Genomic DNA, 18,528 nt, shown 5'->3' on the forward strand with positions numbered 1-18,528 from the left:
TAGATAATGCTAAACTTCGTCCTCATCGCCAACCCCGAAAACCGCCGTGTCGGTTTCCTCCAACAAGCCCTCGCCCATTTCAACTTACCACCAGCCACGGTAGTAGATTACGCCGACTTAATAGCAGGAAAACAAACTCTCGAACAATTCAACACACCCAATACTATTATCCGCTTTGACTCTCCAGAAAAAAACTTTGATGTCGATAAAGCCATCATCGCAGAAGGGAGTAGGGAAATTTTTTCTACTTCCAGTCATCAACATATCAGTGCAGAAGCCGCGACAAAATTAGAATTTGACAAAGGACTCATCCTCTATCCGCGACAGTGGTATTTAGGCTGGCGGTATCTGTTGCAAAAATGGGAAACACAACTTACTCCCCTCATCGCTTGCGGGGAGGGGTACTTCATGAACCATCCCCAAGATATCGCTGTGATGTTTGACAAACCAGCTTGTCACGAAAGATTCAGCCGTCATAATATCCCCGTTCCGCGATCGCTAGGTAAAATCCACAACTACGATAATTTACGCGAACAAATGCAAATGCAGGGAATAGAACGAGTATTCGTCAAACTTTCCCACGGTTCCGCCGCTTCTGGAGTCGTTGCTTACCGCGCAAATTCGCGTTTTGAATCAGCCATAACTACTGTGGAACGAGTGCGAGAAAATGGGCAAAATCTGCTTTACAACTCCCGGAAAATTAGGCACTACACTCACCGCGAAGAAATCGCCGATATCATCAACATTTTGACAGCAGAAGGCGTACAAGTTGAAGAATGGCTACCTAAAGCACATTTACAAGAATGTGGATTTGATGTGCGTGTGGTGGTTATCAATGGTGAAGCACAGCATATCGTTGTTCGCCTTGGTAAAAGTCCGATGACAAATTTGCATTTGGGGAACGAACGGGGAAATACAGAAGAATTTTTAGCAAAAGTTGGTGTAGAAAATTGGGAGATCATGAAGCGAACTTGTGAACAAGCAGCAGCGTTATTTCCTAATAGTTTATATTGCGGAGTTGATTTACTGATTTTACCCGATTGGAAAACTCATGCAATTTTAGAGATTAATGCTTTTGGTGATTTATTACCGGGTATTTTATGGAATGGGATGGATACTTATATGAGTGAAGTTAAAGCGATTTTGGAAAGGGACAAGGGGGACAAGGGAGACAAGGGGGACAAGGGAGATTATTCACCGATAATCCATTGATTTGGATTGTTAATCATGTTGATTAAGCCTTTAAGGACTTGATTGTAGGTTTTATATAGTTCTCTACCTTGCTCAATATCTATGTAAGAGCATTTAACAGCAAATTTAATCCATACTTGAGTTTCAGCGGCTTCCGCTTGTCTACGACACGCTGCGCGAACACAATCACTCAACTTTGCGATAAAAGCAGCTTTATATCTTCTTTTTCTCCAAGCTTCTGCTAAATTAGCGCAAACAGAACGAGAGGAGCGACGAATCTGATCTGTTAACGAATATTTTTCTTCTTGAGGAAACTTTTTTGACATCTCAAAAATTTTCATTGCTGTTTCAAATGCCAACTGAAATACCACCAAATCTTCATGACTATAAAATGATTTTTTATTCACAAATCAAACATCCTTTACTGTCTCCTCCTATATTTCCCCGTTTTCTTCTTAATTTCACCCTTGTCCTCCTTGTCTCCCTTGTCCCCCTTTTACCTCTTCGCCATGTTCAATATGAATCAAATCGTCGGAACTTATGACATCTTATTTATTACCTTAGACACATTACGTTATGACGTAGCCAAGGATTTACTCGCACAAAAACGCACTCCAAACTTAGCAAAAGTACTCCCTAAAACAGGCTGGGAAGAACGACATTCACCCGGAAATTTCACTTATGCTTCTCATCATGCGTTCTTTGCAGGCTTTTTACCCACACCTGTAACGCCTGGAATTCACCCCCGTCTTTTTGCTTTGGGATTTGAAGGAAGTACCACGACAACTGATAATACTTGTGTGTTAGATAGCTCAAATATTGTTACTGGATTAGCTGCAAAGGGATATCATACAGTTTGCATTGGTGGAGTTGGTTTTTTCAACAAACGCAACCCTTTAGGTAATGTAATTCCCTCAATGTTTGCTGAAAGTTATTGGAGTCCAGAATTAGGTGTTACTAACCCCGAATCTACAGAAAATCAGGTAAATCTTGCACGACAAATTTTAGAAAAAACGCCAAATAATCAACGTATATTTTTATTTATAAATATTTCTGCTTTGCATCAACCAAATTATTTCTATCTTCCCGATGCCAAAGATAAAATCGATACGATTGAATCTCACGCCGCAGCTTTGGAATACGTCGATCGCCAATTAGCCAAACTCTGGAATATTATACGACAAAGGCATTCTACTTTTTGCATTCTCTGTTCTGACCACGGGACAACTTATGGTGAAGATGGTTACACTGGACATCGACTTAGCCATCCTGTGGTTTGGACTGTTCCTTATGCTGAGTTTATTGTGTGAAAATTCACGCAGAGACGCAGAGGCGCAGAGTTCTAAATTCTTTTAAATTTTATGCTGACAATCCAAAATCTTAAATCGAAAATCGCCCAGTCTCCTTATCAAGCATACGTCTATTCTTACCCGCACAAAACAGCTTACCGTCCCCTCACTCCACCTGTGTATCTCCCGGAACTTTGGGCGCAGCAAGATAGACAAGCGCTATTTCTCTATATACATATACCGTTTTGTGAAATGCGTTGTGGGTTCTGTAATCTGTTTACTACAGTCAGCCACAATGAAGATTTTATGAGTCAATATGTCCGCACGTTACAGCGACAGGCGCAACGGATGAAAGCGGTATTGGGTGATGCGTCATTTGCTAGGTTCGCTATTGGTGGCGGAACTCCCACCCAATTACCAATTCAGTACCTCGAAACTATTCTCAATATTGCTGAAAATACGATGGGTGCAAAGTTACAGGAAATTCCCATTTCTGTGGAAGTTTCACCAGAAACCGCCACTGAGGATAAGTTAAAGCTGTTGCGATCGCACGCCGTCGATCGTGTTAGCATTGGTGTCCAAAGCTTCATCGATTCGGAAGTTTTAGCCACCCAGCGCCGTCAATCTACTACTCAGGTAGAAGCAACGCTGACAAGGATCAAAGAGATGGGATTTCCCACTCTCAACATTGATTTGATTTACGGTTTACCCGGACAAACTGTAAATACTTGGTTGCAATCAATACAAGCTACTTTGCGCTTTCAACCAGAAGAAATTTATCTATATCCATTGTACGTGCGATCGCTCACCGGTTTGGGACGCACAGATCGAGAATGGGACGATATTCGTTTAGCTTGTTATCGGGAAGGGCGATCGCTATTATTGTCAGAAGGATATACGCAAGTTTCCATGCGGATGTTTCGACGCTTAGAAGAGGGACAAGAGGGACAAGGGGGACAAGGGGGACAAGGGGGACAAGGGGGACAAGGTAGACAAGGTGGACAAGGTAGCAATATTTCTCCCTTGTCTCCCCCCTCTTCCTTGTCTCCCCCTTCTTCCTTGTCTCCCTCATCCCCCTCTCCCGTCTACTGCTGTCAAGCCGACGGTATGATTGGTTTAGGTTGTGGCGCACGTTCCTACACTAATACTTTGCACTACTCCAACGAATATGCAGTGGGAGCAAAGGGAATCAGCCAGATTTTACAAGCGTATATTCAAACAGCAGATGAGTCATTTGACTACGCGCACTATGGTTTTCAACTAAATGCTGAAGAACAACGTCGGCGGTATATTTTGTTATCTTTACTTTCCGATGAAGGATTAAATTGTGCTAGTTATCGTCAGCAATTTGGTAGTGAAGTATACGCTGATTTTCCAGAATTTTCAGAACTGCTTGCTTTAAATTTAGCGATAAAAGATGAGGATATTTTGCAGTTAACTGAATTTGGCATTGAGCGTTCTGACACTATTGGCGCGTGGTTATTTTCTGAGAAAGTTCAGGAATTAATGCAGGATTATGAGTTGAAATAGTGGGGTTTCAAAAAGATTTGTAGAGAAGCGATTAATCACGTTTCTACGGATATTTACATTACATCTACCGTTGGAGAAAATATGACAAACAATCAAAATCAGCCTAGAGAATTTGATGCAGTACTCGGAGGAGAAGCACCACCTACAACTGATGCTGTACTAGGTGGTGTTGAAGGAGTTAAAAAACGTTTAGCAAGTCCTTATGCAGAAATACGTGTAGCAGCCCTTCAAGATGCATTGAATTATCAAACAGAAGGGTTAAATTTAGTAATACATTCATTGCATGATTGTTCAAGAAAAGTCCGTCAATCTGCCTATAATTTATTACGTGATAGAATTGAGCCTCAAGTCAAACAAGTTTTGCAGGAATATAAGTATTGGGACTTATTTGAACGAATAGATGAACCCCTAAATCAGGGATATATCTATAATACTTTTAACCAATTCTACAATCGACAAGTTGAGAGCTATGACCCTAAAATAGGTTTACAAAACACTGCTGAAAAAGCTTATGTTCTGGATGATAATGTTACTACTTTTTTAAGAGAACCCGATGTAAATAAAGTAAAAGCTTTGATATTTAGAGGTTACTATGATTTATGGCGCATTTTATCGCCAGATATTCTAAAAAATATTAAAGCTCTTTTTTACGGACCTTATGACATAGATTACCAAATTTCTTGGACATATATTGAGGATATTAGTCTTATCTTAGAAGGTTTCCCTAATCTAGAAATGTTGCTAGTTCGCGGTGGAGATAACAGTTGTCCCTGGGAAAAATTCATTTCTTTACGCCACGAAAATTTGAAGGCACTAATTGTAGAAACTGGAGGATTAGGTCGTGACAAAATTGCTCAAATTCTCTCTCTCGAACTACCAGCATTAGAGCATTTAGAATTATGGCTAGGTAGTGATGAATATGGTGGGAACTCTTCTATTGATAATTTAATGCCAATCTTCTCAGGTAATTTATTCCCTAAATTGACTTACTTGGGACTGCGTAACAGTGAATATGCTAATAATATTGCTGCTACTATTGTTAACTCTTCTGTTATTAATACAATCAAAGTTTTAGACCTTTCATTAGGAGATTTAGGAGATGAAGGTGCTGAAGCTTTACTAAATTGTCCTGCTGTGAATCAGCTAGATATTCTGAACGTTTCTAATAGTTGTTTAACTGAAGAAATGGTTGAAAGGTTGAAACTTTTAGATGTCGAAGTTATCGCAGATACAGAAAAGGAGCCAGGCGATCGCTATTGTTCTGTTTCTGAATAATCAAACTTACAAAAATTAATTTGGATATTTAATTACTATGCACCTCACCATACTTTATCGCGGTTATTTAATTAGTTGCAACTACGGTTGTGAATATTGCCCCTTTGCCAAACGCCAACAAACAGCCGCCGAATTAGCAATCGATAAACAATCTTTAGAACGGTTTGTAGATTGGATTTCCCAACATCCCCAACATCAATTTTCAATTCTTTTTACTCCTTGGGGAGAAGCCCTAATCCATTCTTGGTATCAGCAAGCACTGATAAAATTAACGCAACTCCCGAATGTTAATAAAGCAGCAATTCAAACTAATCTATCTTGTAATTTAGATTGGGTAGAGGAATGTAACAAAGATAAATTGGCGCTTTGGGCAACTTTTCATTCAGAATGGGTGTCACGCGATCGCTTCTTAGCCAAATGCCTTAATCTAGACAACAAAAATGTCAAATTCAGCGTGGGAGTTGTCGGTTTTCCCAAGTTTCAAGCGGAAATAGCAGCTTTGCGTCAAGAGTTACCAAAGCACGTTTATTTGTGGATTAATGCTGTCAAGGCTGAACTTCCAAATTTATCACCAGAAAATCGAGAATTCTTTCAATCTATTGACCCATTATATGAATTAAATACCCAACATTATCCTAGCTTTGGGCATTCTTGTCGGGCTGGAAAATCAGTGATTTCTGTTGATGGTGACGGTACAATCCGCCGCTGTCATTTTATCAAAGAACCAATTGGTAATATTTATGATTCTGACTGGGAAGCAGCTTTATTTGAACAACCTTGTAGCAACCAAACTTGTCACTGTCATATTGGTTACGTTCATCTGGAATATTTAGAAATGGATAAGGTCTTTGGTTCTGGTATTTTAGAAAGAATTCCTGAGAGGATGTTTTAAAAGTGGGTGTCTGTAATTTTAGGCACTTGTTGATCCCCCCAACCCCCTTAAAAAGGGCAGGGCTGTTTCATACAAGCAGAGAAAAACTAAAACTGGGTTTCAAAGCCTCTCCCCCACGGGGGGAGAGGTTTGGAGAGAGGGAAAAAGGCTGGACACAAGAAGTTTCTTCTCCTGGCTCAACTTGGCGATAAATCGCCGTTGTAAAACTTAATTACGTTAGCGCAGCAGTAGCAAATCCACGAACGTCATTACGAATTATTTTAAACACCATTTTGCTTAAACCACGCCAAAAGACGTTTCCAACCGTCTTTGGCTTCTTTTTCGCGGTATGAGGGACGATAATCAGCAAAAAAAGCATGGGGTGCGTCTGGGTAGACGATGATTTGAGATTTGCTACTGCTGGACTTTGAACCATGTCTACCACGGGCTAAAGCTACACGCATTTGCTCTACTGTATCTAGGGGAATACCCGTATCCTTGCCACCATAAAGTCCGAGAATAGGAACTGTTAATTTTGATGCAATATCAATGGGATACTTGGGCTGAAGTTCGCTAGGATCGCCCACCAGTCGCCCATACCAAGCCACACCCGCCTTCACTTGGGGATTGTGTGCTGCGTATAGCCAAGTGATGCGACCGCCCCAACAGAAGCCTGTAATCGCTAATTTATTAGCATTACCCTTTGCTGATTTTACAGCCCAGTCCACCGTGGCATCAAGGTCAGATAGCACTTGCTCGTCTGGTACTTTGGCGACAATTGGGCGAATTTCGTCTATGCTGCTTAACTTTGAGACATCGCCTTGACGCACAAACAATTCTGGAGCGATCGCCAAATACCCCAACTGAGCAAAGCGGCGAGTGATATCCTGAATATGCTCGTGTACCCCAAAAATTTCCTGAATTACCAAAACAATTGGAAAATTCTCACCAGTAGCGGGTACTGCTCTATAGGCAGGAATTTCGCCATCTTTAACGGGGATTTTCACTGCACCAGCTACCAACCCCTTAGCATCAGTCGTGATGACTCCGGCAGAAATGGGTTGCACTGCCAAAGCAAAACCCGTCGCTAAGGAGGCTGTGGCGATAAATTTGCGCCGAGTTATTTCTTTCATCATCTCTACCTTGAATGGGCGAAAACTTTATTGTTTGTTATGCGTACAGTACTATAAAACAGGAATTCTGTATTCCTACTCCTGAATTGTATTTAGGTAAAATTTAAATATTCTTAACAGAAACTTTAACCAGCATCTGAAAAGTAGTAAATGCTTAATCAGCAAACATATTACACTGTGTTCGTTCAGCACTCATTCCAGTGTAATAGTCATTATTCCTTTCTAAACGCAAATGACAAAGGACTACAGTTCATCTGTTATTTTTAAGAATTAACTTACTAGCACTTAACTTTAATCGAGCGCAGAATATATGGGACAGGGTTTTTTACAAATCGGCTTAACGCTGTGTATCGTTGTCGCAATTACTCCGGTATTGGGAAGATACATAGCGCGTGTCTTCTTGGGAGAAAGAACACTACTTGATTTCTTGATGAATCCGATAGAACGAACTATATACTTACTATCGGGTGTTCGCCGAAAAGACGATATGACAGGCTGGCAGTATATCCGGGCTTTAATCTGCACTAATCTGATTATGGGTATTTCAGTATATTTATTGATATATTTTCAGAGAATCTTACCCTGGAATCCCAACGGTTTCGGCGCACCTAAGTGGGATGTACTGCTGCACACAACCATTTCATTTTTAACAAATACCGACCAGCAACACTATGTCGGTGAGACGACCTTAAGCTATTTTAGCCAGGTAGCGGCTTTAGGCTTTTTAATGTTTACCTCCGCAGCCACGGGCTTAGCGGTGGGAATTGCTTTTATTCGGGGATTGACTGGTAGAAAACTAGGTAACTTTTACGTCGATCTTACCCGTGCAATTACGCGAATATTACTGCCAATTTCCATTATTGGGGCGATCGCTTTGGTTGTAGTAGGTGTACCGCAAACATTAGCTAAGACTATGGAACTGACAACCTTGGAAGGAGGAATTCAGTATATTGCTAGAGGTCCGGTGGCATCTTTTGAGGCGGTTAAAATGTTGGGCGAGAATGGCGGCGGCTTTTTTGGCGTTAATTCTGCTCATCCCTTTGAAAATCCCAATGGTGCTTCTAATTTAATCGAAACCATTGCCATGATTTCCATCCCCGCAGCCTTGATTTACACTTATGGGGTGTTTGCCAACAATATCAAACAAGCGTGGCTGCTTTTCTGGATGGTGTTTGTAGTTTTTGTCGTTCTGGTTGGGGTCACGACTGTCGGAGAACTGCAAGGTAATCCCCTGGTTAATAAAGCCTTTGGACTAGAACAGCCGAATTTAGAAGGTAAAGAAGTCCGATTTGGTTGGGCAGAAACGGGATTTTGGGCAGTTACGACCACCGCTACCATGACTGGTGCTGTTAACGGAATGCACGATTCCTTAATGCCACAGGGAATATTTTCGACTCTGTTCAACTTGTTTATCCAGGTTATCTGGGGTGGTCAGGGAACTGGAACAGCTTACTTATTCATTTACTTAATTCTTACAGTGTTCTTGACTGGGCTAATGGTAGGACGCACCCCAGAGTTTTTAGGACGGAAAATTGAAAAGCGGGAAATTGTCCTCGCCAGTGTTGTACTGTTGATTCACCCAATTGTAGTTTTAATTCCCAGCGCGATCGCCCTGGCTTATCCCATCTCTCTGTCTGGAATTAGCAACCCTGGCTATCACGGCATTTCTCAAGTAGTTTATGAATATGCCTCCGCTGGGGCAAATAATGGTTCTGGCTTAGAAGGATTGAGTGATAACACTCTATGGTGGAACTTGAGTACTTTAGTTAGCTTGATAGGAGGACGCTACATTCCGATGCTTGCCATCCTGCTGTTAGCTGAGGGTATGTCTGGCAAACAACCAGTACCAGAAACCTCTGGTACCCTAAGAACTGATTCTTTGGTATTTACTGGGATCGCGGCTGGAGTCACACTAGTTTTGGGAGTATTAACTTTCTTTCCCGTTCTAGCTTTAGGCCCCATAGCCGAAGGTTTACAACTAGCGTCCGGTAGCTAGAAAAGTTAGAAGTTATGAGTTATGAATTATGAGTTATGACATTCCTACATAATTCATGAAATTCTCTCTTTCTTTACCTAGCGTTCTTAGCGCCTTCTCTACAAGATATTACGCCTTCTCTACGAAATACTACGCGATCGTCTAGAGAAGGCAGTTCTATAATTTTCACAACTCAAATAGGATTGCTATAAGTAGAGCAGGTGAACTATTCATGGTTTGTAGTGTTCGCTTAGCGTCTCTACGAACTAATCTCAAGATTTTTTACATTACTTAATTTATTTTGATTTATTCTCGCCTACTTCACTTATGAGTTTTAAAGTTATAACTCCTATACAGACGCGATTAATGGCGTCTATATTTCTAAATCCTGTAGAAACCCGATTAATGGCATTTCTAACCTTAAATCCTAACTCCTAAACTTTCTTTATGAATAAAGCGGCAACTAACTCCAAAGCTAGACGCCCAAATAATCGTCCTGGCGATCGCCGTCAAGCACGTAAAAAGGCCAGGATAATTACTAAATGGCTGTACTTAAGAGCAATTAGGGATGCTTTTGTCAAACTCAACCCTAAGTATGCAATCAAAAACCCGGTAATGTTTTTGGTTTGGGTGGGGACAATCATCACCATCTTAGTAACCATCGATCCCAACCTATTTGGTCCAGTCACCCAAAAGAACCCACAAGTTTTTAACGGTTTGTTGTCGGGGATTTTATTCTTTACAGTTTGGTTTGCCAATTTTGCTGAAGCTGTAGCTGAAGGGCGGGGTAAAGCTCAAGCTGATGCCTTGCGGTCTACAAAATCAGAGACCATCGCTAAAAAACTCGCTGCCGATGGCTCAGTTAGTGAAGTTTCATCCACCAGCCTCAAACAGGGTGATACCATCTATGTAGTTGCTGGCGATATTATACCCGCTGATGGTGAAGTAATTATGGGTGTCGCCTCCGTAGATGAATCGGCAATTACTGGGGAATCTGCACCAGTATTAAAAGAATCAGGCTCCGATGTTGCCAGTTCAGTGACTGGTGGAACCAGGATTATCTCAGATGAATTGATTATCCGCATTACATCCGATCCGGGCAAAGGCTTTATTGACCGGATGATTGCCTTAGTGGAAGGGGCAGAACGCAGCAAAACACCCAATGAAATTGCCTTGACAGTATTATTGGCAGTTCTCAGTTTAGTATTTTTGTTTGTCGTGGTCACTCTGCCAGCACTTGCTTATTATGTCAACAGCCCAATTAGCGTCCCAATTTTGATTGCCCTCTTAGTGGCATTGATTCCTACCACCATCGGCGGGTTATTAAGTACCATTGGCATTGCAGGTATGGATCGAGTTGCCCAATTTAACGTCATTGCCACCTCAGGACGAGCTGTGGAAGCCTGTGGTGATGTTAATACTTTAGTTCTTGATAAGACAGGTACAATAACACTTGGTAACCGTTTGGCGGAAGAGTTTATCCCGATTGACGGTCATTCCATACTAGAAATTGCGAGTATTGCCTGGGCAGCTAGTGTATTTGATGATACACCAGAAGGTAAATCAATTGTTCGACTGGCAGAAAAGTTAGGCGCAAGGTTTGATTTTGACTCCAGTCAAGCTGAAGGAGTGAATTTTTCTGCCAAAACCCGCATGAGTGGCACCAATTTACCCGGTGGACATGAGGCGAGAAAGGGAGCAGTAGAAGCCATTAAAGGATTTGTTCGTTCTCGCAACGGACGCCATACCCCGGAACTGGATGCAGCCTACGAAAGAGTTTCTCACCTGGGAGGTACACCCTTAGCAGTCAGCCTAGATAACGAAATCTATGGAGTTATTTATCTTAAAGATATTGTGAAACCTGGTATCCGCGATCGCTTTGAGCAACTGCGACGCATGGGAGTACGCACCGTCATGCTAACCGGAGACAACCGAATTACAGCTTCCGTCATTGCTAATGAGGCTGGAGTCGATGACTTCATCGCCGAAGCCACACCAGAAGATAAAATCAGCGTTATTCAAAAAGAACAAGCAGCAGGCAAAATAGTTGCCATGACAGGGGACGGAACTAACGATGCTCCAGCATTAGCCCAAGCTAACGTCGGCGTTGCCATGAATACAGGAACACAAGCGGCAAAAGAAGCCGCCAATATGGTAGATTTGGACTCCGATCCAACAAAGCTAATCGATATTGTTAGCATTGGCAAACAATTGCTGATTACTCGCGGAGCATTGACTACATTTTCCATCGCTAATGATATTGCCAAATACTTTGCGATTATTCCAGTGATCTTTGTTGCTGCTAACCTACAAAGCCTGAATATTATGAATTTAACCAGCCCTAATTCTGCCGTTCTATCGGCACTGATTTACAACGCTTTGATTATTCCAGCTTTAATTCCCTTGGCATTGAAGGGCGTGAAGTTTAGACCGTTGACAGCTAATCAACTATTACAACGTAACATCTTAATTTATGGCTTGGGTGGAGTGATTGCGCCGTTTATCGCTATTAAGTTGATAGATATGGTGATTACAGCTGTGGGCTTGGCTTAAAAAGAGCAAAAGTAAAGACCCTTGAGATTGGCAAGTCAGTGAATCATAAAAAAGTACTGCTTTGGCGACATCCTTATGGCGTAGAGAAAATCTACCACTCGCTATTTTTATCCTGCTGTGATTGAATGTGGTAGTTCTCCCAATTAATTATTTATGCTGTTGACTACATCCTGAAAATTGTTCTACTTTGGCAAAAGATTAAAAATTAAAAATTAAAAATTAATTTTAGGAGCAAGTGGAAAATTTATTATGTCTATTTTTCGAGAAACCATCAGAGCAATTTTCATCACTCTCATGCTTTGGTTGTTGACAGCAATCATTTATCCTCTGGTAATCCTGGTAGTGGGTCAAGTTTTTTTGCCCTATCAAGCTAATGGCAGTATCATGCGGAATCTAAATAATGAAATAATTGGTTCAGCTTTGATTGGTCAGGTATTCACATCTGAGCGATATTTCCATCCTCGTCCCAGTACTGTTAGATATAGTCAAGGCAAAAAAGCTAAGCCAACTGGCATATCTGGAGCCAGCAATCTTGCTCCTAGCAATCCAGAGCTATTAAAGCGAATTTTAGAACAGGCAAATGAATTGCGAGACGAAAATCTTCAACCGATCGCTGATATTATTTACACTTCTGCATCTGGGTTAGATCCCCATATTTCCTTCAAAGCAGCGCGCCAGCAATTGCAGCGAGTAGCTCGTGCCCGTGGAGTCGGAGAAGATGAAATTTTACGTTTAATTAATAAGTATACTGATGGAAGATTTTTATGGATTTTTGGCGAGCCAGGTGTCAATGTTCTCCGATTGAATTACGCTCTTGATTTGCAAGATGTTAATCGTCAGCAAAATCAATAATTGGGCATTGGGCAGGAGGCAGGAGGCAGGAGGCAGGAGAGGAGGCAGGAGGAGAATAACTCCTAACTCAGCACTCAGCACTCAACACTCAGCACTCAGTACTCTATAGCCCTGCAAACCATTCATAGCCCTGATCTTCCCAGTAACCTTTAATTGGTAACAATTTACTGACGAACGTAATCTGGGTTACCCACTTGCTTTGCTTGTAGCCCAGTTTAATTGGGGATGCTAAGCGGATGGGGGCGCCATTATCGGCTGATAATGGTTGTCCATTTTTTTGATAAGCCATGAGGGTTTGGGGATGTATGGCAGAAGCGATATCCCAGCTTTCGTAGTAGCCATCGGCAGATTTAAAGTAGACGTAACGAACATCTGATTTAGGCTGTACTAAGGCAACTAAGTCTTGTAATCGCACACCTCCCCATTGAACGATCGCAGCCCAGCCTTCGACACAAATATGGCGAATCACCATCAAAGTCAAGGGCAGTTTTTGAATATCTCCCATACTCAATTGCATCGGGTTATTAACTTCACCATCAATCCTCAAGCGAAACTGCGCCGGATCGATTTGCGGTGTGAAATCAAATGTATTAATTAATAACTTGTCTGGCTCAATAGCACTGAGAGGAAATTCACCCACTGGTTTCTGACTTAGCAGCAGTGCTTCGAGACTTTGATTTAGTGGCTCAGATATTTTGTTTACACTATCTGAGAGCAAATTTAACTCACAGCCACCTAGAAGCAAACCCATACCCGAAAGTCCAGATAATTGTAGTAAGCGGCGACGAGATAAAGTGTGTTTGGGAAGAATCAGGTTCATAAACTTCTTAATAAAAGAAAAAGTGTTTGTTTCATTCGTAGCTAATGGTGTGTCGCCTATGGGACAGACCACTAGAAAAACATAGACTTAATTAGACGGAAACTTCCTACCTTGAGGGCGAGTAAGGAGTGAGCAATTGTAAACAATATTACTGTGGGAACAGTTATAAAATGAACAGTACGTAGATTTTGCCAACTGCCAAATAGTCCAGAAAGCCAATACAGTTGGGCTGGCTTGTACATAGCAAGGCCGCTCAATATTGCCAGCACTAACACCGGAACGATCGCAGTGTAAACTAGTCGATGCCATGCGTAGTTCTTCCGTTTTGGGTTCTGGCTTACTTGCAATGCTTTCAAATCACCGCCATCAGCAAAACGACGTTGCCAACGACGACTGACGAAAATATAAAGTCCATACCAAAGCAAATTCAGAGAAAAAAGCCACATAGCACCAAAATGCCAATGCCTACCACCCCCTAACCAACCTCCCAACAACAGAAAATCGGGAAATTGCCAACCCCCACGTCCACCAAATACCGGATTGGCATTGTAAATTTGTAGTCCGCTGCCGATCATTAAGATCAAGCTGATGATATTGATCCAGTGAAAGATCTTTGCTAAGAGAGGTTGACCTAGTGTTGATCGCACTTTACGTATAGATGAAGTCATACTAATTTGGGATTTTAGATTTTCCCCAGTCAGAATTTTGGATTGCTATTATATAGAATTTACGTACCGAAGCCTAAAACTCTTAGTTTTTCAATGGGAGAACTTCTAAAGCGCCCAATTGTATGGGTTAGGATATCTAAGTGCATAAGTCCGGTTTGCATCCAAAATCGGCAATCTAAAATTTGCCCAGTTATGCCTACAAGTCTGGAGTGGGGAAGAACGGAGCGAGTTAAAGTAAAAAAGTAAATGATAATTTTGCAGCTTTTAGAAATGCTAAAATAACATCTACTTCTAATTGCAATTCTTGGGCAAGCCGATATAGGTCTTTTTCCTCAATTTACAGTAACCTAACTCAGTACTTGCTACTTTTCATTTTCGGCGTTTTGGCATCGGACGCATAGCTTCACGACCCAAGATAAACATTCCCGTAATTCCCAAACTGACAAACCAAATATATTGATACCAGTATTGCCGAATCTGCTCTACTGTATTGGGTTCTGGATACAACGTGTTTAAGTACAGCAACAGTAGTAATATCATCAGCGCTCCAAAACCAATAAAGCTTAGCCCCACAAAAATTCGTGCAGGTCGCAGTTCAAAATCACTAATATTGTCTAGGTCAATTTCTGTGAGTTCTGTAAAGTAGTCATCTGCCAAAAATGAGGTTATTTGCAATCTCTTACTGAGCTTTGGTGGCAAAATCGGTGATAGTGTTGCTACAGTTGGGCGGCGTAGCAAAGCCTCAGTATCTCGCAGCAATTCTAGTGGCTTACGGGTAGTAGTTGCCTGAGCAAATTCTACATTATCTGTAACAGTTGGGGCATTGGCTTTGCTTTCAAAATCCATAGCAAGTCTCAGAATAAACTGGATATACTTCTTAAATTATGAACTATTCATCCATCTCTTTTAATGTAGCTAATGCTGACGGAGATAAGCGACTGAGATAGCGGAATATCCAGTACTTAAAGATAGTATTTAAAATTACAGGAAACGTCGCAATAAATACAAACATTGGGTCTTTATTGGCTGGTAGACCGAAATGTTCTGCCAATCCTTCTAAAATAACCTCCCAGCCATCTGGTGAGTGAAATCCTACGAATATATCTGTAAATAGAATAATTACAAAAGCCTTAGCACTATCGCTAAGTCCATAGACAATATTATCTATAAACGACTTTACAATTACAATTTGTCTTTTGCTCAGACTGATAACCAGACCAAAAGAAATTAGTGATATTAAATCAGCAAAAATATTACTAATGTTTCTGTTGCTTTTAATGCGAAATTTTTCAGATATATCAATTGCTTTGTTTTTGACTTTTTCTTGTATTGCTTCTGAGTATAATGGTGGTGCTTGATGAAGTAAATATTCAAATCTTAATTCTGATTGAAAATTTTGTAATTCATGGAGGGCTTCTTTTTCCATGTCAGAATTAATAAAAAGTTGAGTGATGTTGTCTCCCCTAATTCTTTCTACTATGGGATTTACTAAAAATTCTTTAGATAAATTCTGGGTTAAAAAAGGTACAAGAATTAGAATTAGGAAAAATCTCAAGGCAGTTATTGTTCTCTGTCTAGAAAATCGATAACTTTTAGTAAAATTTTCTTCTGCTCGTGGGGAAAAATCTCCTTTAATCGAATTAATAGTTCGGATAATAGAACCTGGAAAAATTCCAGTTTTTTCCAATGGGGAGTCATTTATAATATTATTAACATTAGACAATTCTGGCTGCTTTTTTATTTGATTCTGGGTAATTGAATTAATTAGTTCGTTTTTAATTGCATACTTCTCTACAACTTCATCAATAATTTTCAATCTTTCTAATAATACAGAGTTAGAGATATCTATAATTTGGCGACTAAGTGTAAATTCTGCAAGCCTAATCTTGATAATTAGTAAGTTTTTATCAAGATATACTTGCCAATAAGACATCATGCTTTCAGTATATTCTTCAGATGCTGAAGATATCTTTTGGCTACCAAAATATTCAATTTCAATGTCTTTAATTCTCTGAGCAGCTTGATAAGCTTCTAAGAGCGCCCTTTCTGGTGTATCGAAAAACCAATTATTAGACGATCGCCAGTATTGTTTCAACTTTTGAGAAACTAATTTTAGTGTTTTTACGAATGATTTTTTCATAACATAAATAATTGGTGTAAATATTTGTAGTTGCCATCAGGCAAGAGGATTTTAGTCTAGTTTATCTTTAGTTGACATAATATAGTTTAGTTTTATTTTACTGGCTTACTTGTATAAGCATTTACAAGATTTACTAGATGGAAATAAGTATTATTAATTGTTAAAAGACCTATCCTATAATCATCCGTGAGAATTTAAGAGTGCAATGTAACGTCTGGGAGCTAGTTAATTGGTAGTGCCAATTATTTTATCCCAAAGGCGATCGCTAACATAATTGACAGTTTAGTAGTTATGGACTCTTCCTGAAAACGAATACTTAGAATTTAGTGGCAATTATATTTTAAGATATCAGTAATATATCTGATATTTTGTTAGTAAAGCACGCATGAATGATGAGACTGAAATTACTCAAACCAAGATTGATAGGGATTGTAATAGCTTCGCTGACTGGATTGATCGCAACTGCAACCATCAATCAGCCTAGCTATGCTGGAGGCACAACCTTCTACTGCCAAAAAAGCAACGGTATACCCATAACATTTGCGCGTACCCAAGATGGGAGAAACGTGCCCATGATTAAATGGGTTTCTCAAGATTACTTCTCCAAAGAATGGACAAATGAACGTCGTTGTAAAGACGTATCTCGCAGATTTCAAAGGAGCTATGACAACGGTACGCTAAAGTACATCAGGACAGGAACCCTTAGAGGAGAAACAGTTGTATGCGCGGCTGCTAACCAAAATGCTATTTGTACAGATAGCACTTTGTTATTCACTCTCAAACGTGGTAGTAATGCCAAACTTACTATGCGAAGACTATTAAATCGTCGAGGATTGGTAGCTGGAAGTGTGCTGAATGAAAGTAGTGAAGACACAGTGAATATTGATTTTAATGAATATCTAAACAAAGCTACAGATGAGCTAGATAGTGAATCTAATTAAGATTGAGGTAATATTCATATTCTCAGTTGTGTTGTTCTAAATTATACCTGTGGTTTGTTTAAGCCTAATATTCATGGCAAAGTCCTCTAATAGACCTCGGTCTGAAGTTAGCACAGTCACAAGCCGAATTATTTCCAAATTCACAACTTGGGCTGCTATGCCCAAAGGAATGTCAACGATTTTACTAGGCAAGATGGCACTGAAAATAGCGATCGCCTCAGTCATCTCTTTTCTTATTGCTCAGGGATTGCAATGGGAATATCCATTTTATGCAGTCATTGCAGCAATCATTGTGATGTCATCTACCCACGGTAGCACACTCAAACTAAGTATTCAGAGGTTAATTGGGACGGCTATTGGTGCTATAGCGGGAGCGATCTTTGCCATCGCCTTAGGTAGCAATTCATGGTCGCTAGCACTGTGTGTTTTTCTGACCATATTTTTCACTTCGTACTGGAAATTAAATGAAGCAGCGAAACTTGCGGCGTATGTTGCAGCGATCGTAATTTTAAGCCACAGCCAGTCTCCTTGGCTCTATGCATGGCATAGATTTTTAGAAACCTTTTTGGGTATTGGTGTGGCTTTGTTGGTGAACAACTTGATTTTCCCTGCTCGTGTAGGTACAGAACTAAGGCGTTACTTATCTCAAACATTGGTTGATTTAGAGGAATTTTACAGGTTGGTTGTAGACTGCGCCTTTACAGGTAACTACGATCGCCCTACTGTGGATGTATTGAAACTAACTGTTATTAATTCATTGTTGGCAGAACGAGAGTTATGGCAAGAACTCAGACAAGGACAAACAAATGAACCAATAGAAACGCGGGTGAATGAAGCTTGGGAGTTCCTGATTCGGAGAATTTGGGAACATATCCTGACTATGGAACATACTGTACTTGCTAGGCAGCAGGATACATTTTGGCAGGTTTTATCGCCGCAAATAAACCAATTAGCACTAGAAACTCAAAACGCCATGCTGACTTTAGCAACGGCGGTTAAGTCCCGCAAATCTCATCTATCTTTGCCGGAGATGGAAATTGCGATCGCTAATGCAACCCAAGAATTGAACCAACTGCAACAAATTCAGCAAGCAGATTATTCAATGGATGAATTACTGCGGTTTTTTACTTTCTTTTATACCATAGAAGAGGTAAGCAGAAAGTTGCAAAGAATGGCAGCTATGCTCAATCCTAATAATTAATTTGTATTGTATGGTTCTTCAGTAGGGTGTTCACTTGGTGAGAAATTAGCTCAAAAGTTTTCATACAGTTTCTATATCGTCATTTGAAG

16 protein-coding genes are annotated in these 18,528 nt (G+C 40.5%); 10 read left to right on the forward strand and 6 right to left on the reverse strand.

What is annotated here, in order from left to right; translation table 11 throughout:
- Positions 1-6: 6 nt before the first annotated feature.
- Positions 7-1,212, forward strand: coding sequence for an STM4014 family protein (locus ACFG4S_RS30050; RefSeq protein WP_392532543.1), 1,206 nt, complete (start codon positions 7-9; stop codon positions 1,210-1,212).
- Here the strand turns inward: ACFG4S_RS30050 and ACFG4S_RS30055 are convergent.
- Positions 1,191-1,598, reverse strand: a complete 408-nt coding sequence (locus ACFG4S_RS30055) for a four helix bundle protein (protein WP_392532544.1) — start codon at positions 1,596-1,598, stop codon at positions 1,191-1,193. The two genes, ACFG4S_RS30050 and ACFG4S_RS30055, sit on opposite strands and share 22 nt — an antisense overlap.
- 111 nt (positions 1,599-1,709) lie before the next feature.
- On the opposite strand from ACFG4S_RS30055, the gene ACFG4S_RS30060 reads away from it, so the two are divergent.
- The 4 genes from ACFG4S_RS30060 (at position 1,710) to ACFG4S_RS30075 (ending at position 6,177) form a co-directional block, all read left to right on the forward strand.
- Complete coding sequence (locus ACFG4S_RS30060; protein ID WP_392532545.1) at positions 1,710-2,501, forward strand: STM4013/SEN3800 family hydrolase; 792 nt, start codon at positions 1,710-1,712, stop codon at positions 2,499-2,501.
- A 51-nt stretch (positions 2,502-2,552) separates the two neighbouring features.
- Positions 2,553-4,010, forward strand: a complete 1,458-nt coding sequence (locus ACFG4S_RS30065) for an STM4012 family radical SAM protein (protein WP_392532546.1) — start codon at positions 2,553-2,555, stop codon at positions 4,008-4,010.
- 81 nt (positions 4,011-4,091) lie between these two features.
- Positions 4,092-5,285 (forward strand): HEAT repeat domain-containing protein, encoded by a 1,194-nt coding sequence (locus ACFG4S_RS30070; protein ID WP_392532547.1) that lies wholly within the window; start codon positions 4,092-4,094, stop codon positions 5,283-5,285.
- 37 nt (positions 5,286-5,322) lie between these two features.
- Entirely contained in the window at positions 5,323-6,177 is an 855-nt protein-coding gene (locus ACFG4S_RS30075) for an STM4011 family radical SAM protein (protein WP_392532548.1), read from the forward strand.
- A 260-nt stretch (positions 6,178-6,437) separates the two neighbouring features.
- Here ACFG4S_RS30075 and ACFG4S_RS30080 read toward each other — a convergent pair whose 3' ends face one another.
- Positions 6,438-7,289, reverse strand: coding sequence for a dienelactone hydrolase family protein (locus tag ACFG4S_RS30080; RefSeq protein WP_392536112.1), 852 nt, complete (start codon positions 7,287-7,289; stop codon positions 6,438-6,440).
- 310 nt (positions 7,290-7,599) lie between these two features.
- On the opposite strand from ACFG4S_RS30080, the gene kdpA reads away from it, so the two are divergent.
- The 3 genes from kdpA (at position 7,600) to kdpC (ending at position 12,669) form a co-directional block, all read left to right on the forward strand.
- Positions 7,600-9,285 carry a potassium-transporting ATPase subunit KdpA gene (gene kdpA, locus ACFG4S_RS30085; RefSeq protein ID WP_392532549.1) on the forward strand — a complete coding sequence of 562 codons (1,686 nt, stop codon included), beginning with the start codon at positions 7,600-7,602 and terminating at the stop codon, positions 9,283-9,285.
- Between the two features lie 426 nt (positions 9,286-9,711).
- Positions 9,712-11,817 (forward strand): potassium-transporting ATPase subunit KdpB, encoded by a 2,106-nt coding sequence (gene kdpB, locus ACFG4S_RS30090; protein WP_392532550.1) that lies wholly within the window; start codon positions 9,712-9,714, stop codon positions 11,815-11,817.
- A 249-nt stretch (positions 11,818-12,066) separates the two neighbouring features.
- Positions 12,067-12,669, forward strand: coding sequence for a K(+)-transporting ATPase subunit C (gene kdpC, locus ACFG4S_RS30095; protein WP_392532551.1), 603 nt, complete (start codon positions 12,067-12,069; stop codon positions 12,667-12,669).
- 103 nt (positions 12,670-12,772) lie between these two features.
- On the opposite strand, the gene ACFG4S_RS30100 is transcribed toward kdpC, so the two are convergent.
- From ACFG4S_RS30100 to ACFG4S_RS30115, 4 genes are all read right to left on the reverse strand, one after another.
- Complete coding sequence (locus ACFG4S_RS30100) at positions 12,773-13,489, reverse strand: molybdopterin-dependent oxidoreductase (protein ID WP_392532552.1); 717 nt, start codon at positions 13,487-13,489, stop codon at positions 12,773-12,775.
- A 71-nt stretch (positions 13,490-13,560) separates the two neighbouring features.
- Positions 13,561-14,157 (reverse strand): cytochrome b/b6 domain-containing protein, encoded by a 597-nt coding sequence (locus tag ACFG4S_RS30105; RefSeq protein ID WP_392532553.1) that lies wholly within the window; start codon positions 14,155-14,157, stop codon positions 13,561-13,563.
- Positions 14,158-14,526: 369 nt separating this feature from the next.
- Positions 14,527-15,003 carry a hypothetical protein gene (locus ACFG4S_RS30110; RefSeq protein WP_392532554.1) on the reverse strand — a complete coding sequence of 159 codons (477 nt, stop codon included), beginning with the start codon at positions 15,001-15,003 and terminating at the stop codon, positions 14,527-14,529.
- Between the two features lie 43 nt (positions 15,004-15,046).
- The gene (locus tag ACFG4S_RS30115; protein ID WP_392532555.1) at positions 15,047-16,297 is read right to left on the reverse strand and encodes a proton extrusion protein PcxA; all 1,251 of its coding nucleotides are present in this window, start codon (positions 16,295-16,297) and stop codon (positions 15,047-15,049) included.
- Between the two features lie 389 nt (positions 16,298-16,686).
- Between ACFG4S_RS30115 and ACFG4S_RS30120 the strand changes: the two genes are divergently transcribed.
- Together ACFG4S_RS30120 and ACFG4S_RS30125 are read left to right on the forward strand one after the other, a co-directional pair.
- Positions 16,687-17,238 carry a COP23 domain-containing protein gene (locus tag ACFG4S_RS30120; RefSeq protein WP_392532556.1) on the forward strand — a complete coding sequence of 184 codons (552 nt, stop codon included), beginning with the start codon at positions 16,687-16,689 and terminating at the stop codon, positions 17,236-17,238.
- Between the two features lie 73 nt (positions 17,239-17,311).
- Positions 17,312-18,439 (forward strand): aromatic acid exporter family protein, encoded by a 1,128-nt coding sequence (locus ACFG4S_RS30125; RefSeq protein WP_392532557.1) that lies wholly within the window; start codon positions 17,312-17,314, stop codon positions 18,437-18,439.
- Positions 18,440-18,528: the final 89 nt, after the last annotated feature.

This window comes from Nostoc sp. C117 (genome assembly GCF_043099735.1).
In the GTDB taxonomy this organism is placed as follows: Bacteria; Cyanobacteriota; Cyanobacteriia; order Cyanobacteriales; family Nostocaceae; genus Nostoc.

Bases quoted from the DNA above. Each gene is read 5' to 3' on its own strand.
- ACFG4S_RS30050 (WP_392532543.1), top strand. From the start codon at position 7: ATGCTAAACTTCGTCCTCATCGCCAACCCCGAAAACCGCCGTGTCGGT.
- ACFG4S_RS30060 (WP_392532545.1), top strand. From the start codon at position 1,710: ATGAATCAAATCGTCGGAACTTATGACATCTTATTTATTACCTTAGAC.
- ACFG4S_RS30065 (WP_392532546.1), top strand. From the start codon at position 2,553: ATGCTGACAATCCAAAATCTTAAATCGAAAATCGCCCAGTCTCCTTAT.
- ACFG4S_RS30070 (WP_392532547.1), top strand. From the start codon at position 4,092: ATGACAAACAATCAAAATCAGCCTAGAGAATTTGATGCAGTACTCGGA.
- ACFG4S_RS30075 (WP_392532548.1), top strand. From the start codon at position 5,323: ATGCACCTCACCATACTTTATCGCGGTTATTTAATTAGTTGCAACTAC.
- ACFG4S_RS30080 (WP_392536112.1), bottom strand. From the start codon at position 7,289: ATGAAAGAAATAACTCGGCGCAAATTTATCGCCACAGCCTCCTTAGCG.
- kdpA (WP_392532549.1), top strand. From the start codon at position 7,600: ATGGGACAGGGTTTTTTACAAATCGGCTTAACGCTGTGTATCGTTGTC.
- kdpB (WP_392532550.1), top strand. From the start codon at position 9,712: ATGAATAAAGCGGCAACTAACTCCAAAGCTAGACGCCCAAATAATCGT.
- kdpC (WP_392532551.1), top strand. From the start codon at position 12,067: ATGTCTATTTTTCGAGAAACCATCAGAGCAATTTTCATCACTCTCATG.
- ACFG4S_RS30100 (WP_392532552.1), bottom strand. From the start codon at position 13,489: ATGAACCTGATTCTTCCCAAACACACTTTATCTCGTCGCCGCTTACTA.
- ACFG4S_RS30105 (WP_392532553.1), bottom strand. From the start codon at position 14,157: ATGACTTCATCTATACGTAAAGTGCGATCAACACTAGGTCAACCTCTC.
- ACFG4S_RS30110 (WP_392532554.1), bottom strand. From the start codon at position 15,003: ATGGATTTTGAAAGCAAAGCCAATGCCCCAACTGTTACAGATAATGTA.
- ACFG4S_RS30115 (WP_392532555.1), bottom strand. From the start codon at position 16,297: ATGAAAAAATCATTCGTAAAAACACTAAAATTAGTTTCTCAAAAGTTG.
- ACFG4S_RS30120 (WP_392532556.1), top strand. From the start codon at position 16,687: ATGATGAGACTGAAATTACTCAAACCAAGATTGATAGGGATTGTAATA.
- ACFG4S_RS30125 (WP_392532557.1), top strand. From the start codon at position 17,312: ATGGCAAAGTCCTCTAATAGACCTCGGTCTGAAGTTAGCACAGTCACA.